The sequence below is a fragment of the Megasphaera sp. genome (assembly GCF_047831605.1).
Taxonomy (GTDB): Bacteria; Bacillota; Negativicutes; order Veillonellales; family Megasphaeraceae; genus Megasphaera; species Megasphaera intestinihominis.
In genome coordinates this window covers 2,283,472-2,299,424 of record NZ_CP181255.1, presented here as the reverse complement: position 1 = coordinate 2,299,424, position 15,953 = coordinate 2,283,472, and the positions used below count along the sequence as shown (strand labels likewise).

General features: G+C 56.9%; 12 protein-coding genes and 1 tRNA gene. 5 read left to right on the top strand and 8 right to left on the bottom strand.

Annotated elements, in window-relative coordinates:
* Positions 1 to 134: 134 nt before the first annotated feature.
* The 5 genes from ACFWUB_RS10895 to ACFWUB_RS10875 form a co-directional block, all read right to left on the bottom strand.
* Complete coding sequence (locus ACFWUB_RS10895) at positions 135 to 761, bottom strand: metallophosphoesterase family protein (RefSeq protein WP_416183965.1); 627 nt, start codon at positions 759 to 761, stop codon at positions 135 to 137.
* An 86-nt stretch (positions 762 to 847) separates the two neighbouring features.
* Entirely contained in the window at positions 848 to 2,575 is a 1,728-nt protein-coding gene (locus ACFWUB_RS10890; RefSeq protein ID WP_416183964.1) for an ammonium transporter, read from the bottom strand.
* On the bottom strand, positions 2,572 to 3,558 hold the full coding sequence (locus ACFWUB_RS10885) for a Gfo/Idh/MocA family protein (RefSeq protein ID WP_020311078.1): 987 nt from the start codon (positions 3,556 to 3,558) through the stop codon (positions 2,572 to 2,574). Before ACFWUB_RS10885 ends, ACFWUB_RS10890 begins: the two co-directional genes overlap by 4 nt.
* Before the next feature lie 14 nt (positions 3,559 to 3,572).
* Entirely contained in the window at positions 3,573 to 6,044 is a 2,472-nt protein-coding gene (locus ACFWUB_RS10880; protein ID WP_416183963.1) for a homocysteine S-methyltransferase family protein, read from the bottom strand.
* Positions 6,045 to 6,055: 11 nt separating this feature from the next.
* Positions 6,056 to 8,185, bottom strand: coding sequence for an ASKHA domain-containing protein (locus ACFWUB_RS10875; protein WP_302681066.1), 2,130 nt, complete (start codon positions 8,183 to 8,185; stop codon positions 6,056 to 6,058).
* A gap of 158 nt (positions 8,186 to 8,343) precedes the next feature.
* On the opposite strand from ACFWUB_RS10875, the gene ACFWUB_RS10870 reads away from it, so the two are divergent.
* Entirely contained in the window at positions 8,344 to 8,463 is a 120-nt protein-coding gene (locus ACFWUB_RS10870; RefSeq protein WP_020723799.1) for a hypothetical protein, read from the top strand.
* Positions 8,464 to 8,626: 163 nt separating this feature from the next.
* Here the strand turns inward: ACFWUB_RS10870 and ACFWUB_RS10865 are convergent.
* The 3 genes from ACFWUB_RS10865 to dnaG all read right to left on the bottom strand — a co-directional run bounded on the left by ACFWUB_RS10865 (position 8,627) and on the right by dnaG (position 11,843).
* Positions 8,627 to 8,701: transfer RNA gene (locus ACFWUB_RS10865), tRNA-Ile, on the bottom strand.
* Positions 8,702 to 8,774: 73 nt separating this feature from the next.
* Positions 8,775 to 10,025: an RNA polymerase sigma factor RpoD gene (rpoD, locus tag ACFWUB_RS10860; protein WP_416183962.1), complete on the bottom strand. Its 1,251-nt coding sequence runs from the start codon at positions 10,023 to 10,025 to the stop codon at positions 8,775 to 8,777.
* Positions 10,026 to 10,049: 24 nt separating this feature from the next.
* On the bottom strand, positions 10,050 to 11,843 hold the full coding sequence (gene dnaG / locus ACFWUB_RS10855) for a DNA primase (RefSeq protein WP_020311083.1): 1,794 nt from the start codon (positions 11,841 to 11,843) through the stop codon (positions 10,050 to 10,052).
* Between the two features lie 308 nt (positions 11,844 to 12,151).
* On the opposite strand from dnaG, the gene ACFWUB_RS10850 reads away from it, so the two are divergent.
* From ACFWUB_RS10850 to ACFWUB_RS10835, 4 genes are all read left to right on the top strand, one after another.
* Positions 12,152 to 13,033 (top strand): RluA family pseudouridine synthase, encoded by an 882-nt coding sequence (locus ACFWUB_RS10850; protein WP_292260318.1) that lies wholly within the window; start codon positions 12,152 to 12,154, stop codon positions 13,031 to 13,033.
* 34 nt (positions 13,034 to 13,067) lie between these two features.
* Positions 13,068 to 14,033 (top strand): class II fructose-1,6-bisphosphate aldolase, encoded by a 966-nt coding sequence (fba, locus tag ACFWUB_RS10845; RefSeq protein ID WP_014016799.1) that lies wholly within the window; start codon positions 13,068 to 13,070, stop codon positions 14,031 to 14,033.
* A 90-nt stretch (positions 14,034 to 14,123) separates the two neighbouring features.
* Positions 14,124 to 14,390 carry a 30S ribosomal protein S20 gene (gene rpsT / locus ACFWUB_RS10840; RefSeq protein ID WP_014016800.1) on the top strand — a complete coding sequence of 89 codons (267 nt, stop codon included), beginning with the start codon at positions 14,124 to 14,126 and terminating at the stop codon, positions 14,388 to 14,390.
* Positions 14,391 to 14,588: 198 nt separating this feature from the next.
* The gene (locus tag ACFWUB_RS10835) at positions 14,589 to 15,950 is read left to right on the top strand and encodes an MATE family efflux transporter (protein ID WP_416183961.1); all 1,362 of its coding nucleotides are present in this window, start codon (positions 14,589 to 14,591) and stop codon (positions 15,948 to 15,950) included.
* Positions 15,951 to 15,953: the final 3 nt, after the last annotated feature.

Genomic DNA, 15,953 nt, shown 5'->3' with positions numbered 1-15,953 from the left:
TGGTTAGTGGCTAGGGGTTAGCAAGATTTTCCCAACGGGGAATCGTAGGGGGCGCCACGTGGGCGACCCGTCGGTATTTGGGCGATGTTCCCACACCGCCCCTCACGCCGTGAGGCAGCACCATTCCGGCAGGGTTACGGTACGGTCGAAGGCCGGGAGCCACTCGCCGCGGGTATGGTCATAGGTCCGGATGAGGATATGGTCTTCATAGAGGTAGAGGGAGTTGGTATAAATCGTATTTCATCCCAATCGCTGTTGTAGACATTAAGGACGCGGCCTTCATAATAGTTGGCGTCGTCCATGAAGGTCGCATCGGACGGCATCGTATGGGTATGGCCCGATACCCACAGGCGGGCCTGGTGATGGCGGGCCAGGATGGTGCGGATATCCCCTGCCGGCTGGACGGAATTGCGCGGCGACGGCAGGCTGATGCCGGGCCGGCTCGATACGGCCGTCTGTTCCAGCGGCGCGTGGCAGAAGATGATCGTCGGCTGCTGGCGATGGGCGGCCAGGGTCTGGCCCAGCCAGGCCAGCTGCTGATGAGACAATTCGACAGCTAAGTCCAGATCCCGCCAGTCATTCATTTCCTGCAGCACTCTTTCTTTGGCGGCCATCCGGAGCAGACGTTCTTTCGGCGTGACCAGGTTCTTGCAGGGGTAATGGAAATCACTGATGATTACCAGGCGGGAATAATTCCGCTGAGATGGGGCTTTGGCATTGGCAAATAACGACGCAAACATGGCATTTCCTCCTTCATCCATGAAAAAACAGGCTCTGGCTGTACAGTTTCAGTATAGCCAGAGCCTGTATGTTTTTTGCAAAAATCAAGGAAAATGTCTGTAAAAGGTCATTTCTTCTGGACGACGGGATAGTCCTGCAGGGCATCGTAGCCTTCTTCGCCGGTCCGGATCTTGACGGCGTTGTCGATGGCCGACACGAAGACCTTGCCGTCGCCGTAATTGCCCGTATAGAGCACCTTCTTCGCCGTTTCGATGATGGTCCGCGGCGACACTTTGGAAACGACCATTTCGACGCGGACCTTGGGCAGGAGCTTGGCCGACACTTTGGCCCCGCGGTAGAATTCAGTCCGTCCCTTTTCGATGCCGAATCCCAGGGCGCGGGTGATGGTCATGCCCGTGATGCCGATGGCTTCCATAGCGTCTTTCAAGGTTTCAAAGCGTTTTTCATCGGTAATGATAGTCACGTTATACAGGGCATGGCCGCCGACCGGCTGGGGACTGGCCATGACCGAATCGGGGATGACCTGGTCCAGGGGGATTTCTTTCGCCCCTTGCGGCGCTTCCCCGGCCTTCAAGGCTTCGGACAAGTCTTCCAGACTGTCGCTGCGGTCCAGGCCGTAAGCCGGTACCAGCCCGTTTTCCTTGAAGTCCAGGCCGTTGATTTCTTCGGCTGCCGATACGCGCAGGCCGATGGTCGCCTGGAGGATGCGGAAAACCAGGGTCATAGCGACGAAGACGAACAGGGCCATAGCCACGACGCCGGCCAGCTGGACCAGGAACAGACGGATTTCTCCCGTATAGAACAGGCCGTCTTGGACGCTGAACAGGCCCGTCAGGAGGGTCCCCAAGGCACCGCAGCCGCCGTGAGCGGCAATAGCCCCGACCGGGTCGTCGATGCGCAGTTTCTGGTCGATGAATTCGATGAGGAAGACCGTCACGATGCCGGCCAGGGCACCGATGACAAAGGCCCCAGGCACACTGACGACATCACAGCCGGCCGTAATGGCGACCAGCGCAGCCAGACAGCCATCAAGGGTCATGGATACGTCAGGCTTGCCATAGCGGATCCACGTCGTCACCATGGCTGCCGTCGTCCCGGCAGCGGCTGCGATATTGGTGATAAAGAAGATAGCTGCCGCCTTGAGCAGGGTCTGTTCCCCCGATAAGGACAGGGTCTGGCCGCCATTGAAGCCGAACCAGCCGAACCACAAGATGAACATGCCCAGACAGGCCAGGGGCAGGCTGTGGCCGGGAATGGCATTGACCGACCCATCCTGGTTATACTTGCCGATGCGCGGACCCAGGGCCTTGGCACCGGTCAGGGCACAGATGCCGCCAGTCAGGCTGACGACGGAAGCACCGGCAAAATCATGGAAACCCAAGGCGCCCAGCCAGCCGCCGCCCCAGACCCAGTGGCCGGCAACGGGATAAATGATCAGGCTGATGATAATCGTGACCAGACAATACGACGAAAACTTCGTCCGTTCAGCCATAGCGCCGGACACGATGGCCGCCGTCACGGCACAGAGAACGGTCTGGAAGAGCAAAAAGGCCAAATCCGGATAAGGCGTCCCAGCCATGAGGTCCATATGCTGGGCGAAGAAATCGGGCATGCCGATGAATCCGCCTATGTCGCGGCCAAAGAGCAGGCTGAAGCCGACGATCCAGAAGGCCAGGGTCCCGAGGGAAAAGTTCATGAAATTCTTCATGACGATATTGCCGGCATTCTTGCCCCGCGTCAGGCCGGCTTCGAGCATGGCGAAACCGGGCTGCATGAAGAAGACCAGGACGGCCGCCATGAGGATCCACAAGGTATCGACCGATGAATAACTCATTGCGCTCCCCCCTCTTCTTCGGGATAGGTCAGGCCCCACTGCTGGCGGATGGCCGTCATGAGGTCCATGACATCTTTCGTATAAGCCTGGCACATGCCCTGGCCGCCGTGGGCCACGGCGTCTTCCATGTCCCGGATTTCGTACTGCAAGGCCTTGGACTGACTGCCGGCCTGCAGGACATCCTGATGGCCGTCGGCCGTATAGGTGATGGTCGCCGTATCGGCCCGGGGATAGTCGTAGATTTCGATATATCCCTTATCGAAGGCGGCCATGCCCCGTTTCGGCTGCTTGGCATGGAGCGATAAGGAAAGCGTCGCCATCTCCCCTTCCCGGTTCTGCAAGAGGATACCTGCCTGCTCGTCGACACCGGTCGGCGCCAGGCGGACCTGGGACGCGATCTGGTCGGGCTGACAGCTCATGAAATAGCGGACGAAGGACAGCGCATAGACGCCGATATCGAGGAGGGCACCACCGGCCAGGGAGCGGTTGAAGAAGCGGTTGTTCATATCGTACTCTTTATAACTGCCGAAATTCATCTGAATGAAACGCAGCGGCCCCAGGGCGCCGGAACGGATGAGTTCAGCGAGCTGTTTGTAAATAGGCATATGATATAAGGTCATGGCTTCGGCCAGGACGACGCCGTGTTCATCAGCACAGCGCCGGGCCTGGTCCAGTTCCAGGCTGTTGAGGGTAATGGATTTTTCGCAGAGCACGTGTTTGCCCGCTGCCAGCGCCGGCAGCAGATAACGGATATGCGTATTATGAGGCGTCAAAATATAGACGATATCGACGTCGGGATCCGAAAAGATATCCTCTGGCTTGTCGTAGACCTTGGCGATGCCGTATTTTTCAGCAAAAGACAAGGCCTTTTCATGGGTCCGGTTGCCGACACTGTACAAATTCCCGCCCAGGGCCTGCATCGCCTGGGCCAGTTCATTGCCGATGACGCCGCAGCCCAAAGTCGCCCAACGATATGCTGGCATAATGATTCCCCCTTTTACGCTAACAGGCGGCTGACGAGCTTGACACAGTCTGCCGCATCTTTGGAATAGCCATCGGCACCGATTTCATCGGAGAAACTCGGCGTAACGGCTGCGCCGCCGATGATGATCTTGCCGCCATACTGTTTATCCGCCGCTTCGGCGATGACATCTTTCATGTGCATCATCGTCGTCGTCATCAAGGCCGACAAGCCGACGACAGATGCCTTTTCGCGCAGCGCCGTCTCGATGATGGTGCCGGCCGGCACATCCTTGCCCAGGTCGATGACCTTATAGCCGTAGTTGCGCAGCATGAGGCCGACCAGGTTCTTACCGATATCGTGGACGTCGCCTTCGACGGTGGCAATGACGATGGTCGCCATGTCCTGCTGGCCCGGGTCTTTCTTGATGAGCGGTTCCAAATAGGCAATGGCCGTTTCCATCGTATTGGCACTGGCAATGAGCTGGGGCAGGAAGTAAATCTGTTTATCGTATAAATCGCCGACCTCAGTGATGGCCGGAATGAGCAGGTCGTTGATGATGGCATCCGGTGCCATACCCTTGGCCAGTTCTTCCTGAGCCAAGGCGACGACGGCGTCCTTTTCCCCTTCCAGGACAGCCTGGTAGACCGGATTGACCGGCCCTTGCTCAGCGTCTTGGGACTCCCCCGCCGTTTCGACAGCCCCAGCCGTACCGTGGCTGGCCAGGAGTTCTGCTTCTTCCTGCCGTTTTCTTTCGGCTTCTTTCTTGTCGAAATACTGCATGCGGTGGATGTAGGCCAAATCGCTGCCCTCTTTATTCATGAGCATATTGGCCGCTGCTGCCGTATTCATGAGCAAATTCTGGGACGGATTGGCAATGGCCATGGTCAGGCCGCTGGCAATGGCCATGCCCAAGAAGGTGGCGTTGACATAGATCCGGTCCGGCAGGCCGAAGGAGATGTTGGACAGGCCGCAGACCGTGGCCAGTCCCAGGTCCTGCTTGCAGTGAGAAAACGTGGCCATGCAGTCCAGGGCCGACGTCGGCGCAGCCCCGACCGTCGCTACCAGGGCGTCGACGACGACATCTTCCGGCGAAAAGCCGTGGTCGTAGGCATCGGCCAGGAGCTCGTCGAGGACGGCATGTTTTTCTTCGAGGGTCTTGGGGATACCGTTATCCGAAACAGGCAGGGCGATGAACATGGCGCCGTACTTTTTGACGACAGGTAGGAGTTTCTTTCGCTTTTCCGTTTCACAGGAAATGGAATTGACCAGGGCCCGGCCGGGATAGATGCGCAGGGCCGCTTCCATGATGTCCGGTGAGCTCGTGTCGATGCTGAGGGGCAGGCCCGATACGCCTGTCACTTCGTAAATGGCCTTGAGCATCATTTCTTTTTCATCGATGCCGTTGGTCCCCATGTTGACGTCGAGGATAGACGCGCCGTTGCGTTCCTGTTCGCGGGCCATGGCGCGGACCATGTCCAGCTTGCCCGCCCGCAGTTCAGCCTGGAGCTTCTTCTTGCCCGTCGGATTGATGCGTTCGCCAATGACCTGGAAAGAGCCGTCGAGCTTGATTTCTACGACCTGCCGTTCCGAGGCCAGGACGCGGTGATGGCTGGCATGCGGCGCTTTCGGCGTCAGCCGGCAGACAGCCTCGTGAAGGGCCCGGATATGGTCCGGCGTCGTGCCGCAGCAGCCGCCGACGATATGGGCCCCGGCTTCGATGAGCAGCCGGCCGTCCTGGGCGAATTCTTCCGGCGTCGTCTTATAGACCGTCTTGTCACCATCCAATTCCGGCAAACCGGCATTGGGCTTGGCAATGAGGGGAATCGTCGCATATTCATACATCTTCCGGACCGTTTCCACCATGTCGGCCGGTCCTGTCGAGCAGTTCAGGCCGACGGCATCGACACCGAGGTTCTGCAAGACGACGACAGCCGCTTCCGGCGGCGTCCCATAGAGGGTACGGCCGTCTTTTTCAAAGGTCAGCGTCGCCATGATGGGCAGGTCGCAGACCTCCTTGATAGCCAGGACACAAGCCCGCGTTTCCTGGAGGCTCATCATGGTTTCGACGATGAACAGGTCGACACCGGCATCGTACAAGGCCTGGGCCTGTTCGCGATAGACGTCGACGAGACCGTCAAAGGTCAGTTCACCCATGGGATAGAGCTGCTGGCCCGTCATGGTCATGTCGCCGGCAACCAGGGCCTTCCCCTGGGCCGCTTCTTTGGAGATAGCAACCAAGCCCTGATTGATGGCGACGAGCTGGTCATCGAGGCCGTATTCGGCCAATTTGAGCCGGTTCCCCGTAAAGGTCGGCGCATAGAGGATCTGCGAGCCCGCTTCGACGAAACGGCGCTGCAAATCGATCATGACGTCGCGGTTCTCTAAGATCCATTGTTCCGGGCAGACGCCGATAGGCATGCCCGCCTGTTGCAGGTTCGTCCCCGTCGCCCCGTCGAGCAGGACAACACCGCCCTGTAGAAGTTGTTGAAATGCTTCGTTAGTCAATCTAAGTCCCCCTAAAAATTCAGATAATCAATGTATAAGCGTTGAAAGGCTTCGTCGTTGCCGAGGACGATTTCCTCTACCCCGGCGGCGATGGCCTGTAACTCTTCCAAAGTCACGGCGCCCGTCAAAAGGCCGATGGCCCCTTTCAGGGACGTGTTGCCGACAGCCGTCGTCCGTTCGGCCAGATCCGCTGGCAACAGGCCGATGACAGCCGCTTTCTGCGGATCCAGGTAATAACCGAAACCGCCGGCCAGGAAGACCTGGTGGACGCGCTGACGGCTGATTCCGCTGCGTTCGATGAGCGATTCGATGCCGGCCCGGATAGCGCTCTTGGCCATCTGGATTTCACGGATATCCTGCTGGCTCAGGGTAATGCGCTGATAATCCAGCGTCGACGCCAGGGGAAAGCCCTTATGGAAATAAGGCTCTACGAGTTTCCCCGTTTCGTCGACCAGGCCTTCCCGGACCAGGCCGGCCATGGCTTCGAGGATGCCCGTCCCGCAGATACCGACGGGAACGGTGTGGTCGATAGTCCGCACCTTAGCCCGGCCCCGCTCGATGCGGACGCCGCAGATGGCCCCGGGAACACTGCCCGTCCCCCAGGTCAGCTTGCCCCCTTCCAGGGCCGGACCGGCCGGAGCCGATGCAATGAAGCGCTGGTCCTTATTGCCCAGGACCATTTCCCCATTCGTCCCGAGATCGACGAAGAGGCTGACGTCGTCTGACGAGGCCAGGCCGCACTGCCAGATGCCGGCCGTAATGTCGGCACCGACGTAGGTGCTCATGCCGGGCAGCAGGGTCACTGTAGCGTCTGCCAGTGGCGACTGCGGTCCCAGGACCTCCTGAGCGCGATAAGTCTTCCCGCCCAGGGATACGGGATGGAACGGCCAGTCGCCCAGGCCGTCGCAGGGCCAGCCCATGAGCAGGTGGAGCATGGTCGTATTGGCGGCAATGGCCATCTGGCGGCAGCGAGCGGCCGTGCCGGGATGGTCCTTCAGGAGCTGCTTCATCAGCCGCGTCAGGTCCCGGCGGACGGCCTTCTGCAAGGCCTTGCCTTTGCCATGGCAGGCGGCACCGATGCGGCTGACGACATCGGCCCCAAAAGAGCGCTGGCTGTTGACTGCCGTCGCTGTCGCCAGGATTTTTCCATCCGTACAGTCTACCAGAGCTGCGGCCAACGTCGTCGTCCCGATATCGACAGCCAGGCCATAGTCATGGTCCGCTGCCAGTGAAAGGGCTCCCTCGTCAGCGGCTTCGGCAGCCAGAGCCGAAAAGCCCTGCTGTTCCTGCACGGGAACGACAATTTCGACCGCTTCACGGGTTACGGCCTTGCAGGCCAGGCGCCAGCCCTGGGCCAGCTGAGCTTCGGAAAAGATGCGCTTGTCTTCCGGGGTGACGGGAAGCCGCCCCCGGACGACGCGGACACGGCATTTGCCGCACATGCCCTTGCCGCCGCAGGACATAGCCAGGGCCGTTCCCTGAGACTGGATATAGTCATGGACCCGGCAGCCGCCAGGGCAGGTCAGCCGTACTTCCCGGGCCGATTCGGCCTGGCGCTGCGGGCAATCCGTCTTAGGGCAGGCCGTACAGTCATGTTTCACCTGGAATACAGCCGGGTCTTCGCAAAGGTCAAAGACGAGGCTCATGGATTTCTCCGGCGACAAAGCCATGGCCGCATTGACCGTCACGCCAGCCGTCCGGCCGGCAGCCGTCTCACAGACCGCATCGGCCTGGACCGATAAGGGCAAATCGCTGCCCGGTTCGTGGCGGCAAACGATGCCACAGCCCTTTTGCCGGCAAATAAGGCGCAGCTGCTGCAAAACCTGCTGTTCCAGGGCAAAGAGGCACGTATCAGCCATGGCAGCGAAGAGCACGGCGGCCAGCTCATCCCCGTCATCCTGATAGCGGTCGATCTGCCGGCTCACAGCAGCACCTAACGTCAGGATGACATAGAGCCGTTTCTCTGTAAAGGCCAGGACCGCCTTGGCCTGCAAAGACCGCCGCAAGAGCGGTGCCATATCCCGGCACATCCCTTCAGCCCGTTCCCAAGCTGCCCCTTTCGATTCATAACCAGCAAACCGCAGAGCCTGCTCCACGTCGGGGACGATCCGCTGCCCCCGGATGATACGAATATCTGCCATGTCTATCCTCCTAAAAATATTATCTATAATACATAATTATATAACCTCAAGGCGCCTCGTGGCAACACAATCTTAACAGAAACCTCACGGCCGTATACATTTCCCTTCCCTTTGGCTATAATGAACGTAGTCTTTTTTTTGCTAAAGGAGGAATACCCATGTTAACCAACGTCTTTTTCGACTGTATCAAACGCGATGGCATCGTCTCTGTCGCTTCGGCCAATGCCGAAGGCCAGGCACACATTGCAAACACCTGGAACAAAAAAGCCGAACTGTAAATCTATAACATATTGGAGAATACAAAAATAACCGCTTCAGACCCTAATCTTGAGCGGTTATTTCTATAAATAATTTATTCTGGGATCATCCATCTATCGGCAATATTTTGTATACAGAAAAAGAGCCCGGACACGATTACGTGCAACAAGCTCTTTTCATTCATGGTGGGCCCACTTGGGTTCGAACCAAGGACCAACCGGTTATGAGCCGGTGGCTCTACCACTGAGCTATAGGCCCAAAAGATAAGGCGCAAGGCCTTACCAAATTATTATACGCGAATTAGCATATGGCGTCAAGGAGAGATTTCGGCTTAGAGGAAATCCTTGATTTTTTCCCGTTTGCCCCAGTTGCGCAGTTTGCTCAGGGCCTTGCCTTCGATCTGGCGGATACGTTCACGGGTGACGTTGAAGTGCTGGCCTACTTCTTCCAGTGTGCGCGGACGGCCATCTTTGAGGCCGAAGCGCAGGTAGAGGACTTTGCGTTCCCGGTCGGTGAGACAGGAAAAGACGTCTTCGATTTGTTCTTTCAGCAAGATGAAGGAGGCGGCGTCATCAGGGGCGACGGCTTCCGAGTCTTCGATGAAATCGCCGAGGTGCGAGTCTTCTTCTTCGCCAATCGGTGTTTCCAGCGATACCGGTTCCTGGGCGATCTTCATGATTTCCCGGACGCGTTCGACAGGGATGTCCATTTTTTCAGCGATTTCTTCCGGCAGCGGTTCGCGGCCTTTGTCCTGCAGGAGCTGGCGGGAAATGCGGATCAGCTTGTTGATAGTTTCGACCATGTGGACCGGGATGCGGATGGTCCGGGCCTGGTCGGCAATGGCACGGGTAATGGCCTGGCGGATCCACCATGTCGCATAGGTACTGAACTTGTAGCCTTTGCTGTAGTCGAATTTATCGACGGCTTTCAACAGACCCAGGTTCCCTTCCTGGATGAGGTCCAGGAACAACATGCCCCGGCCGACATAGCGCTTGGCGATGCTGACGACGAGGCGCAGGTTGGCATCGGTCAGTTTCTTCTTGGCAATCGTGCCGGCTTTGATGTCTTCTTCTGTTGCATCGGGAGCATTGCCCTTTTCGATGGCCTTGGCCAGGGTAATTTCTTCCGTCGCCGACAAGAGGGGGACGCGGCCGATTTCTTTCAAATACATGCGGACCGGGTCATCGATGTTGATGCCTTCCGGCACGCTGAGGTCGACATTGTGAAGGTCCGGGACTTTTTCCGTATCTTCATCATCTATATCATCATGTTCCGCCATGGAGTCGTCTTCGCCGATGATGTCGATGCCCTTGTCGGCAAAGACTTCATACATCTTGTCGATCTGGTCCGGCGTCAGTTCGTCTTCTTCCATGAGGTTCATGATTTCCGTATACGTCAGGCTGCCCTTCTTCTGCCCCATTTGCAGGAGCTGCTTGATGTGCTGCAGGGCCAGGGCCTGGCGTTCTTTTTCACTCAACGGTTTCTTGGCGGCAGCGTCCTTCTTCTTGGGCGGCTTGCGGCGCGTCGTCTTTTTCGTCGTTTTCTTCGTTACTTTTGTATCATCTGTCGTTTTATTCACCATGGTGTACAGGCTCCTTTCTGCTCCTCAAGACCATTGTTTCATTTCATCGTTAATTTTCTTACATGCTGCAAGCTCTTCGGCCAGCCTTGCATCGCCAGTCCGGCTATAAGTGGCAGCCAGGCGGCTGTGCGCCAGGTACTGCTTTTGTAAATCGGCCATGCGAAAGCGCTTGACATAATCCATCAGTACATTTTCGTCCAGTGGGACATCTTGTAGAACCATAATTCGTGCTACTTCTTCGGCCTCCTCAGGAGTTAATTTTTGCTGGATGTCATGTGGTGTGTACATCCCTTGGTGTGCATACGTATCCAAAATGAGCTGGTAAATGTGGCGCCGCCGTTCATCGGCAAAGAGGTCCGCCGATACTTTGGCGTGGATCCGCCCGCAGGCAGCCGGCTTTTCCAGGAGGAAACGCAGGATATTCTCTTCGGCTACAGCCATGGCACCGCTCCCGCGGGCTGCGGCATTTTCCTGGGATACGGACGAAGAGATGACGACCGGCTGCTGGCCTGCTTCCGGATGGGCAGCGACATACTTGTTGAATTCGCTGCGCACGGCGTTTTCCCCTATCTGCAGCTGACCTGCCAGTTTCTTCAGGAACGCTTCCAGCAGGACCCGGTTGTCGACGGCAGCGACGACGGGCAGGACCATGGTCGTAATGGATGATTTCCCTTCCAGCGTCGTCACGTCGAAGCGCTGCAAGGCCCGCATGAGCATGTAATCGAGCACATTCGGCGCTTCGTCGACGGCCTGGCGGAACTTGTCCGGCCCGGCGGCATTGATGTATTCATCAGGGTCCTTGCCCTGCGGCAAGGACAAGACGCGGATGCGCATGCCCAGGCCGCGGACGATTTCCATAGCCCGCTGCGTCGCCTGACGGCCGGCGCCGTCCATGTCGTAGCCCAGGACGAGTTCCTTGGCCTGGCGCTGCAAGAGCCGCGCCTGTTCCGGCGTAAAGGAGGTCCCCAGGGACGCGACGACATTATGGATGCCCCGGTTATGAGCGGAAACGACATCCATATAGCCTTCGACCAGGATGGCTTTCCCCTGCTCATAAATCGCTTTATGGGCCAGGTCCATGGCGAAGAGGAGCCGCCGTTTATTGAAAATCGGCGTTTCCGGCGAATTGAGATACTTCGGCTTGCTGTCGTCGAGGACGCGGCCACCGAAACCGACGATGCGGCTGCGGCCGTCGCGGATGGGGAACATGACCCGTCCGCGGAAGGCATCGTAAAAGTGGCCGTTCTTTTCTTTAGCCAGTCCCAGGAGGACTAATTCCCTGCCAGTGACACCTTTTTTCATGAAAGCCGTCGTCAGTTTATCCCAGCTTTCCGGAGCAAAGCCCAGCTTAAAGGCCTCGATGGTATCATCCGATACGTGGCGCTTGTGGAAATAGGCCAGTCCGGGCTGGCCGTAATGAGTCTGGGTCAGGCAGTTATGGAAAAAATTGCCCGCCATTTCGTTGATCTGATACAAGCGGTCCCGCTGTTTATCGCGGGCGATTTCTTCGGCCGACCGTTCGACGACGGGCAGGGCGATATGGGCCCGTTCAGCCAGGCGTTCGACGGCATCCGAAAAGGAAAGGTTTTCTTTCTTCATAATGAATTGGAAGACATCGCCGTGAGCATGGCAGCCAAAGCAATAAAAGAATCCTTTGTCGGCAGCGACGCTGAAGGAGGCGGTCTTTTCATTATGGAAAGGGCAGCAGGCCCAGAAGTTGCGGCCCCGCCGTTTCAGCGTCACATAATCGGAGATGACGCTGACGATGTCATTGGCCTGCCGGACCTGTTCGATAAATTCGCTGGAAAACCGTTTCACTCATATCACCTGTTTCATTTCAATAACGCTGACGTATATATTATTCTCTATCCACCTGTGAAATTCCTTCTTTAGGGAACACTCTTTTAAGGTAAATCTAAAAAATGGATACATAACATTCCTATGATATACTATTTCGACGCGGAGCGTCAAGTTTCCTTTTCCAGGAGATGATTTTTTCTGGCCAGCCGCACTCCCAGGCCCTTGCGGGCTAAAATATAGCCCACATGTTTTCACGAAATGTATGGATTTATTTATTTTCATTTTGTATAATAGATGTAGACAAAGCCAATATAGGGGAAATGCAAATGATTCATTTTACAGTAGGGACGATCATACGGCCTACATCGTTAGGCGGCGCTTTGAAACATTTCGGCGTTTCGTCGACATTGCGGCGCCGTATCAAGCACAACGGCATCTGTACCATCAACGGCCAGGCCGCCTCGACGCGGGACTTCGTCCATGAAGGCGACGAGATCTGCGTCACCCTTCCGGAAAAGAACCCCTTCCCGCCACAGGACATACCCATTGGCATCGTCTATGAAGACGACTACCTCATGGTCATCGACAAGCCTGCAGGTCTCCTGATGCATCCCACATCAGCCGTACGGGACGGGACACTGGCCAACGCCGTCGCCTATCATTACGAACAGACGGGGCAGCACTGTTCCTACCACCCCATGCACCGCCTGGACAAGAATACGTCCGGTCTCTGTATGGTCGCCAAGGAACCGCAGATCCAATACGCTTTCGATAAGCAGGACTTGGGCTATAAGCGCTTGTACTTAGCTATCTGTGAGGGACGATACCCGTCGCGGGTCACAACTGTACACGCCCCCATCGGAAGATGTCCCGATAGCATCATCACCCGCTGTGTCCGCCTCGACGGCAAGCCGGCCTGGTCCGATTTCACCTGCCTCGCAGCCGGCAAGGACTACAGCCTGCTCCAAGTCGTCCTGCACACGGGCCGGACCCATCAGATACGGGTCCACAGCAGTTACCTGGGCTATCCCCTGGCCGGCGACGACCTCTACGGCGGTTCGCGCCGCTTCATCGGCCGCCAGGCCCTGCACGCCTACTGTCTCCAGTTCACTCATCCCATGAGCCACCGCTTCATCACCGTTAATTCCCGGCTGCCTGAAGATATGGACGCCCTCGTCCGACGGGCCGGCTGGAATTATATATATTAACCATTTTTACGTATTATGTAGGAGGAATGTAAACATGCCATTAATCGGAACTACAGAAATGTTTAAAAAAGCCTATGAAGGCCACTATGCTATCGGTGCATTCAACATCAACAACATGGAAATCGTCCAGGGCGTTACCCAGGCCGCTGCTGAATTGAACTCGCCGATCATCCTTCAGGCTTCGGCCGGTGCCCGCAAATACGCTAAACCGCCGTATTTGAAACATCTCGTAGAAGCAGCTTTGGAAGATCATGATCTCCCCATCGCCCTTCACCTCGACCACGGCGCTGACTTTGAAACCTGCAAAGACTGCATCGACGGCGGTTTCACTTCCGTCATGATTGACGGCTCGAAACATTCTTTCGAAGACAATATCGCCCTCACGAAAAAAGTCGTTGAATACGCACACGCTCACGGCGTCGTCGTCGAAGGCGAACTCGGCCAGCTGGCCGGCATCGAAGACGATGTCAAAGTCGCTGCCCACGAAGCTCACTACACGCGTCCGGAAGAAGTCGAAGAATTCGTATCCCGCACGGGCGTCGACTCCCTGGCCATCGCTATCGGCACCAGCCACGGCGCTTTCAAATTCACTCCGGAACAGTGCACGCGCAACGCTGACGGCGTCCTCGTACCGCCGACACTCCGCTTCGACATCCTCGAAGAAGTCTCCAAACGCCTGCCGGGCTTCCCGATCGTCCTCCACGGCGCATCTTCGGTCGTACCGGAATACGTCAAGATCATCAACGAAAACGGCGGCAACCTGGCTGACGCTATCGGTATCCCGGAAGACCAGCTCCGCAAAGCAGCTTCCATGGCTGTCTGCAAGATCAACATCGACTCCGACCTCCGTCTCGGCCTGACTGCCGGCATCCGTCAGCACATGGCACAGCATCCGGAACATTTCGACCCGCGCCAGTACCTCGCCGACGGCCGTCAGTTCGTCCATGACATCGTCGCTCACAAGATCAAATGCGTCCTCGGCTCGGAAGGCAAAGCTTAATCGCATGTCTTGTAAAAAAGGTATTGCTTTTTTCTGCGCCATATGGTAAAATTTCTTCTAGTGTTCTTGTAAATTAGGGAGGTGAATCCATTGCCGCAGATTAAATCCAATATCAAAACGATGGAAAAAGACGCAGCTCGCCACGCAGCTAACTCTCAGGTTAAATCTTCTGTTCATACCGCTATCCGCCGTACGACCGAAGCTATCGCCGCTGGTGACGCTGAAGCTGTTAAAAAAGCATTCGATAAAGCTAGCAGCGTAATCGACAGCGCCGCACAGAAAGGCGTTCTCCATAAAAACACTGCAGCTCGTAAAAAATCCCGTTTGGCTTCCAAAGTCAATGCTATGGGTAAATAAGTTCGACTGAAAAGGGGGACTGGCGCATGAAGGTTTCGGCCATCATGCACGGTCCCTTTTTCTGTACAGTTTAAGGTTTGATGTTTGAAGAAGACCTTTAAATTTAAAGCCATCCGCTAACAACTAACTGCTAGCCACTACCAACTTTAAAGGGCTTGTCGTTGTGCGACAAGCCCTTTTTCATACAAGGAGGATATCATGTTCCCCCATTGGTTCCAATTACGCCATTTCCTGGCCCTGTTCTTTCCCCTGCTCCTGACCCAGATGGCCCAGGTCGGGACATCCGTCTTCAGTTCTATCTTCAGCGGTCAGGCCGGGACGATTGACCTGGCCGGGGTCGCCGTAGCCGTCAATATCTGGTATCCCGTCTTTGCCGGCCTGTGCGGCATCTTCTTCGGCATCTCGCCGATCATCGCCCAGCTCCGGGGCGCTCAGAAGACCGAGGAAATCCCGACGTACATTATGCAGAGCCTCTACTTGAGCCTGGGCTTTACGGCCGTCATTTTCCTGGCCGGCGCCTTTCTGCTGCCGCCCTTTCTCGACTTTATGGGCCTCGACGCACCGGTCCGCTACATCGCCTGGGAATACCTCAAGGCTCTGGCCCTGGGACTGGTCCCCATCTGCCTGCAGGCGACGATGCGCTACATCGTCGACGCCCACGGCAAGACCCACGTTTCCATGGCCATCTTAGTGACCAACCTGGTCCTGACGATCATCCTCTTCCGCCTGCTCATCTTCGGCGCCGGCCCCATTCCAGCTATGGGCGGTATCGGTACGGGCTATGCCATCACCATCGCGTCGTGGCTGTCCTTCCTGCTCTTCGTGGGCGTCCTGCAGTGGATGGAGCCTTTCCGCTCTTACCATCTCTGGAGCCGCCTGCGGCCTTTCAGCTGGTATCATGGCCATCATCAGCTGGAGTTGGGCATTCCCATCTTCATCGCCGTCTTCTGCGAAACGAGCCTGTTCTCCATCGTCGGCCTGCTCATGGCCGAATTCGGCACCTTATACCTGGCGGCCAACCAGGCAGCCATCAGTTTCTCGACCCTGACCTATACCCTGCCCTGGAGCATCAGCCTGACGGCGACTATCGTCATCGGCTACGAAGTCGGCGCCCGCAACTACGCCGCTGCCCGGCAGTATGCCGTGCTCTGCCAGATGACGGCCTTGACCATCGCCATCGCCCTCATCGTCGTGACTTACCACTTTGTCGATCATATCGCCGCCATCTTCACGAGCGATGCCGAAACGTTCTGGGCCATCCGCATGTTCATCTTCTACGCCGTCGCCTTTTCCTTCTTCGACGCCGCCGGCACGCCGGTCCAGGGCATCCTGCGCGGCTATAAGGATGTCAAGATCATCACTTACGTCGCTTTCGTGACCTACTGGCTCATCAGCATCCCTATGGGCTATGCCATGGCCCACGTCACGTCCTACGGGCCCTATGGCTATTGGATCAGCCTCATCATCAGCCTGGCCATCAATGCCAGCGCCCTGAACTGGCGCTTGTGGAAGCATACGGCCTGGAAAGTCCCTGTCCTATCCTCATCTACTAAGGAGTGATTT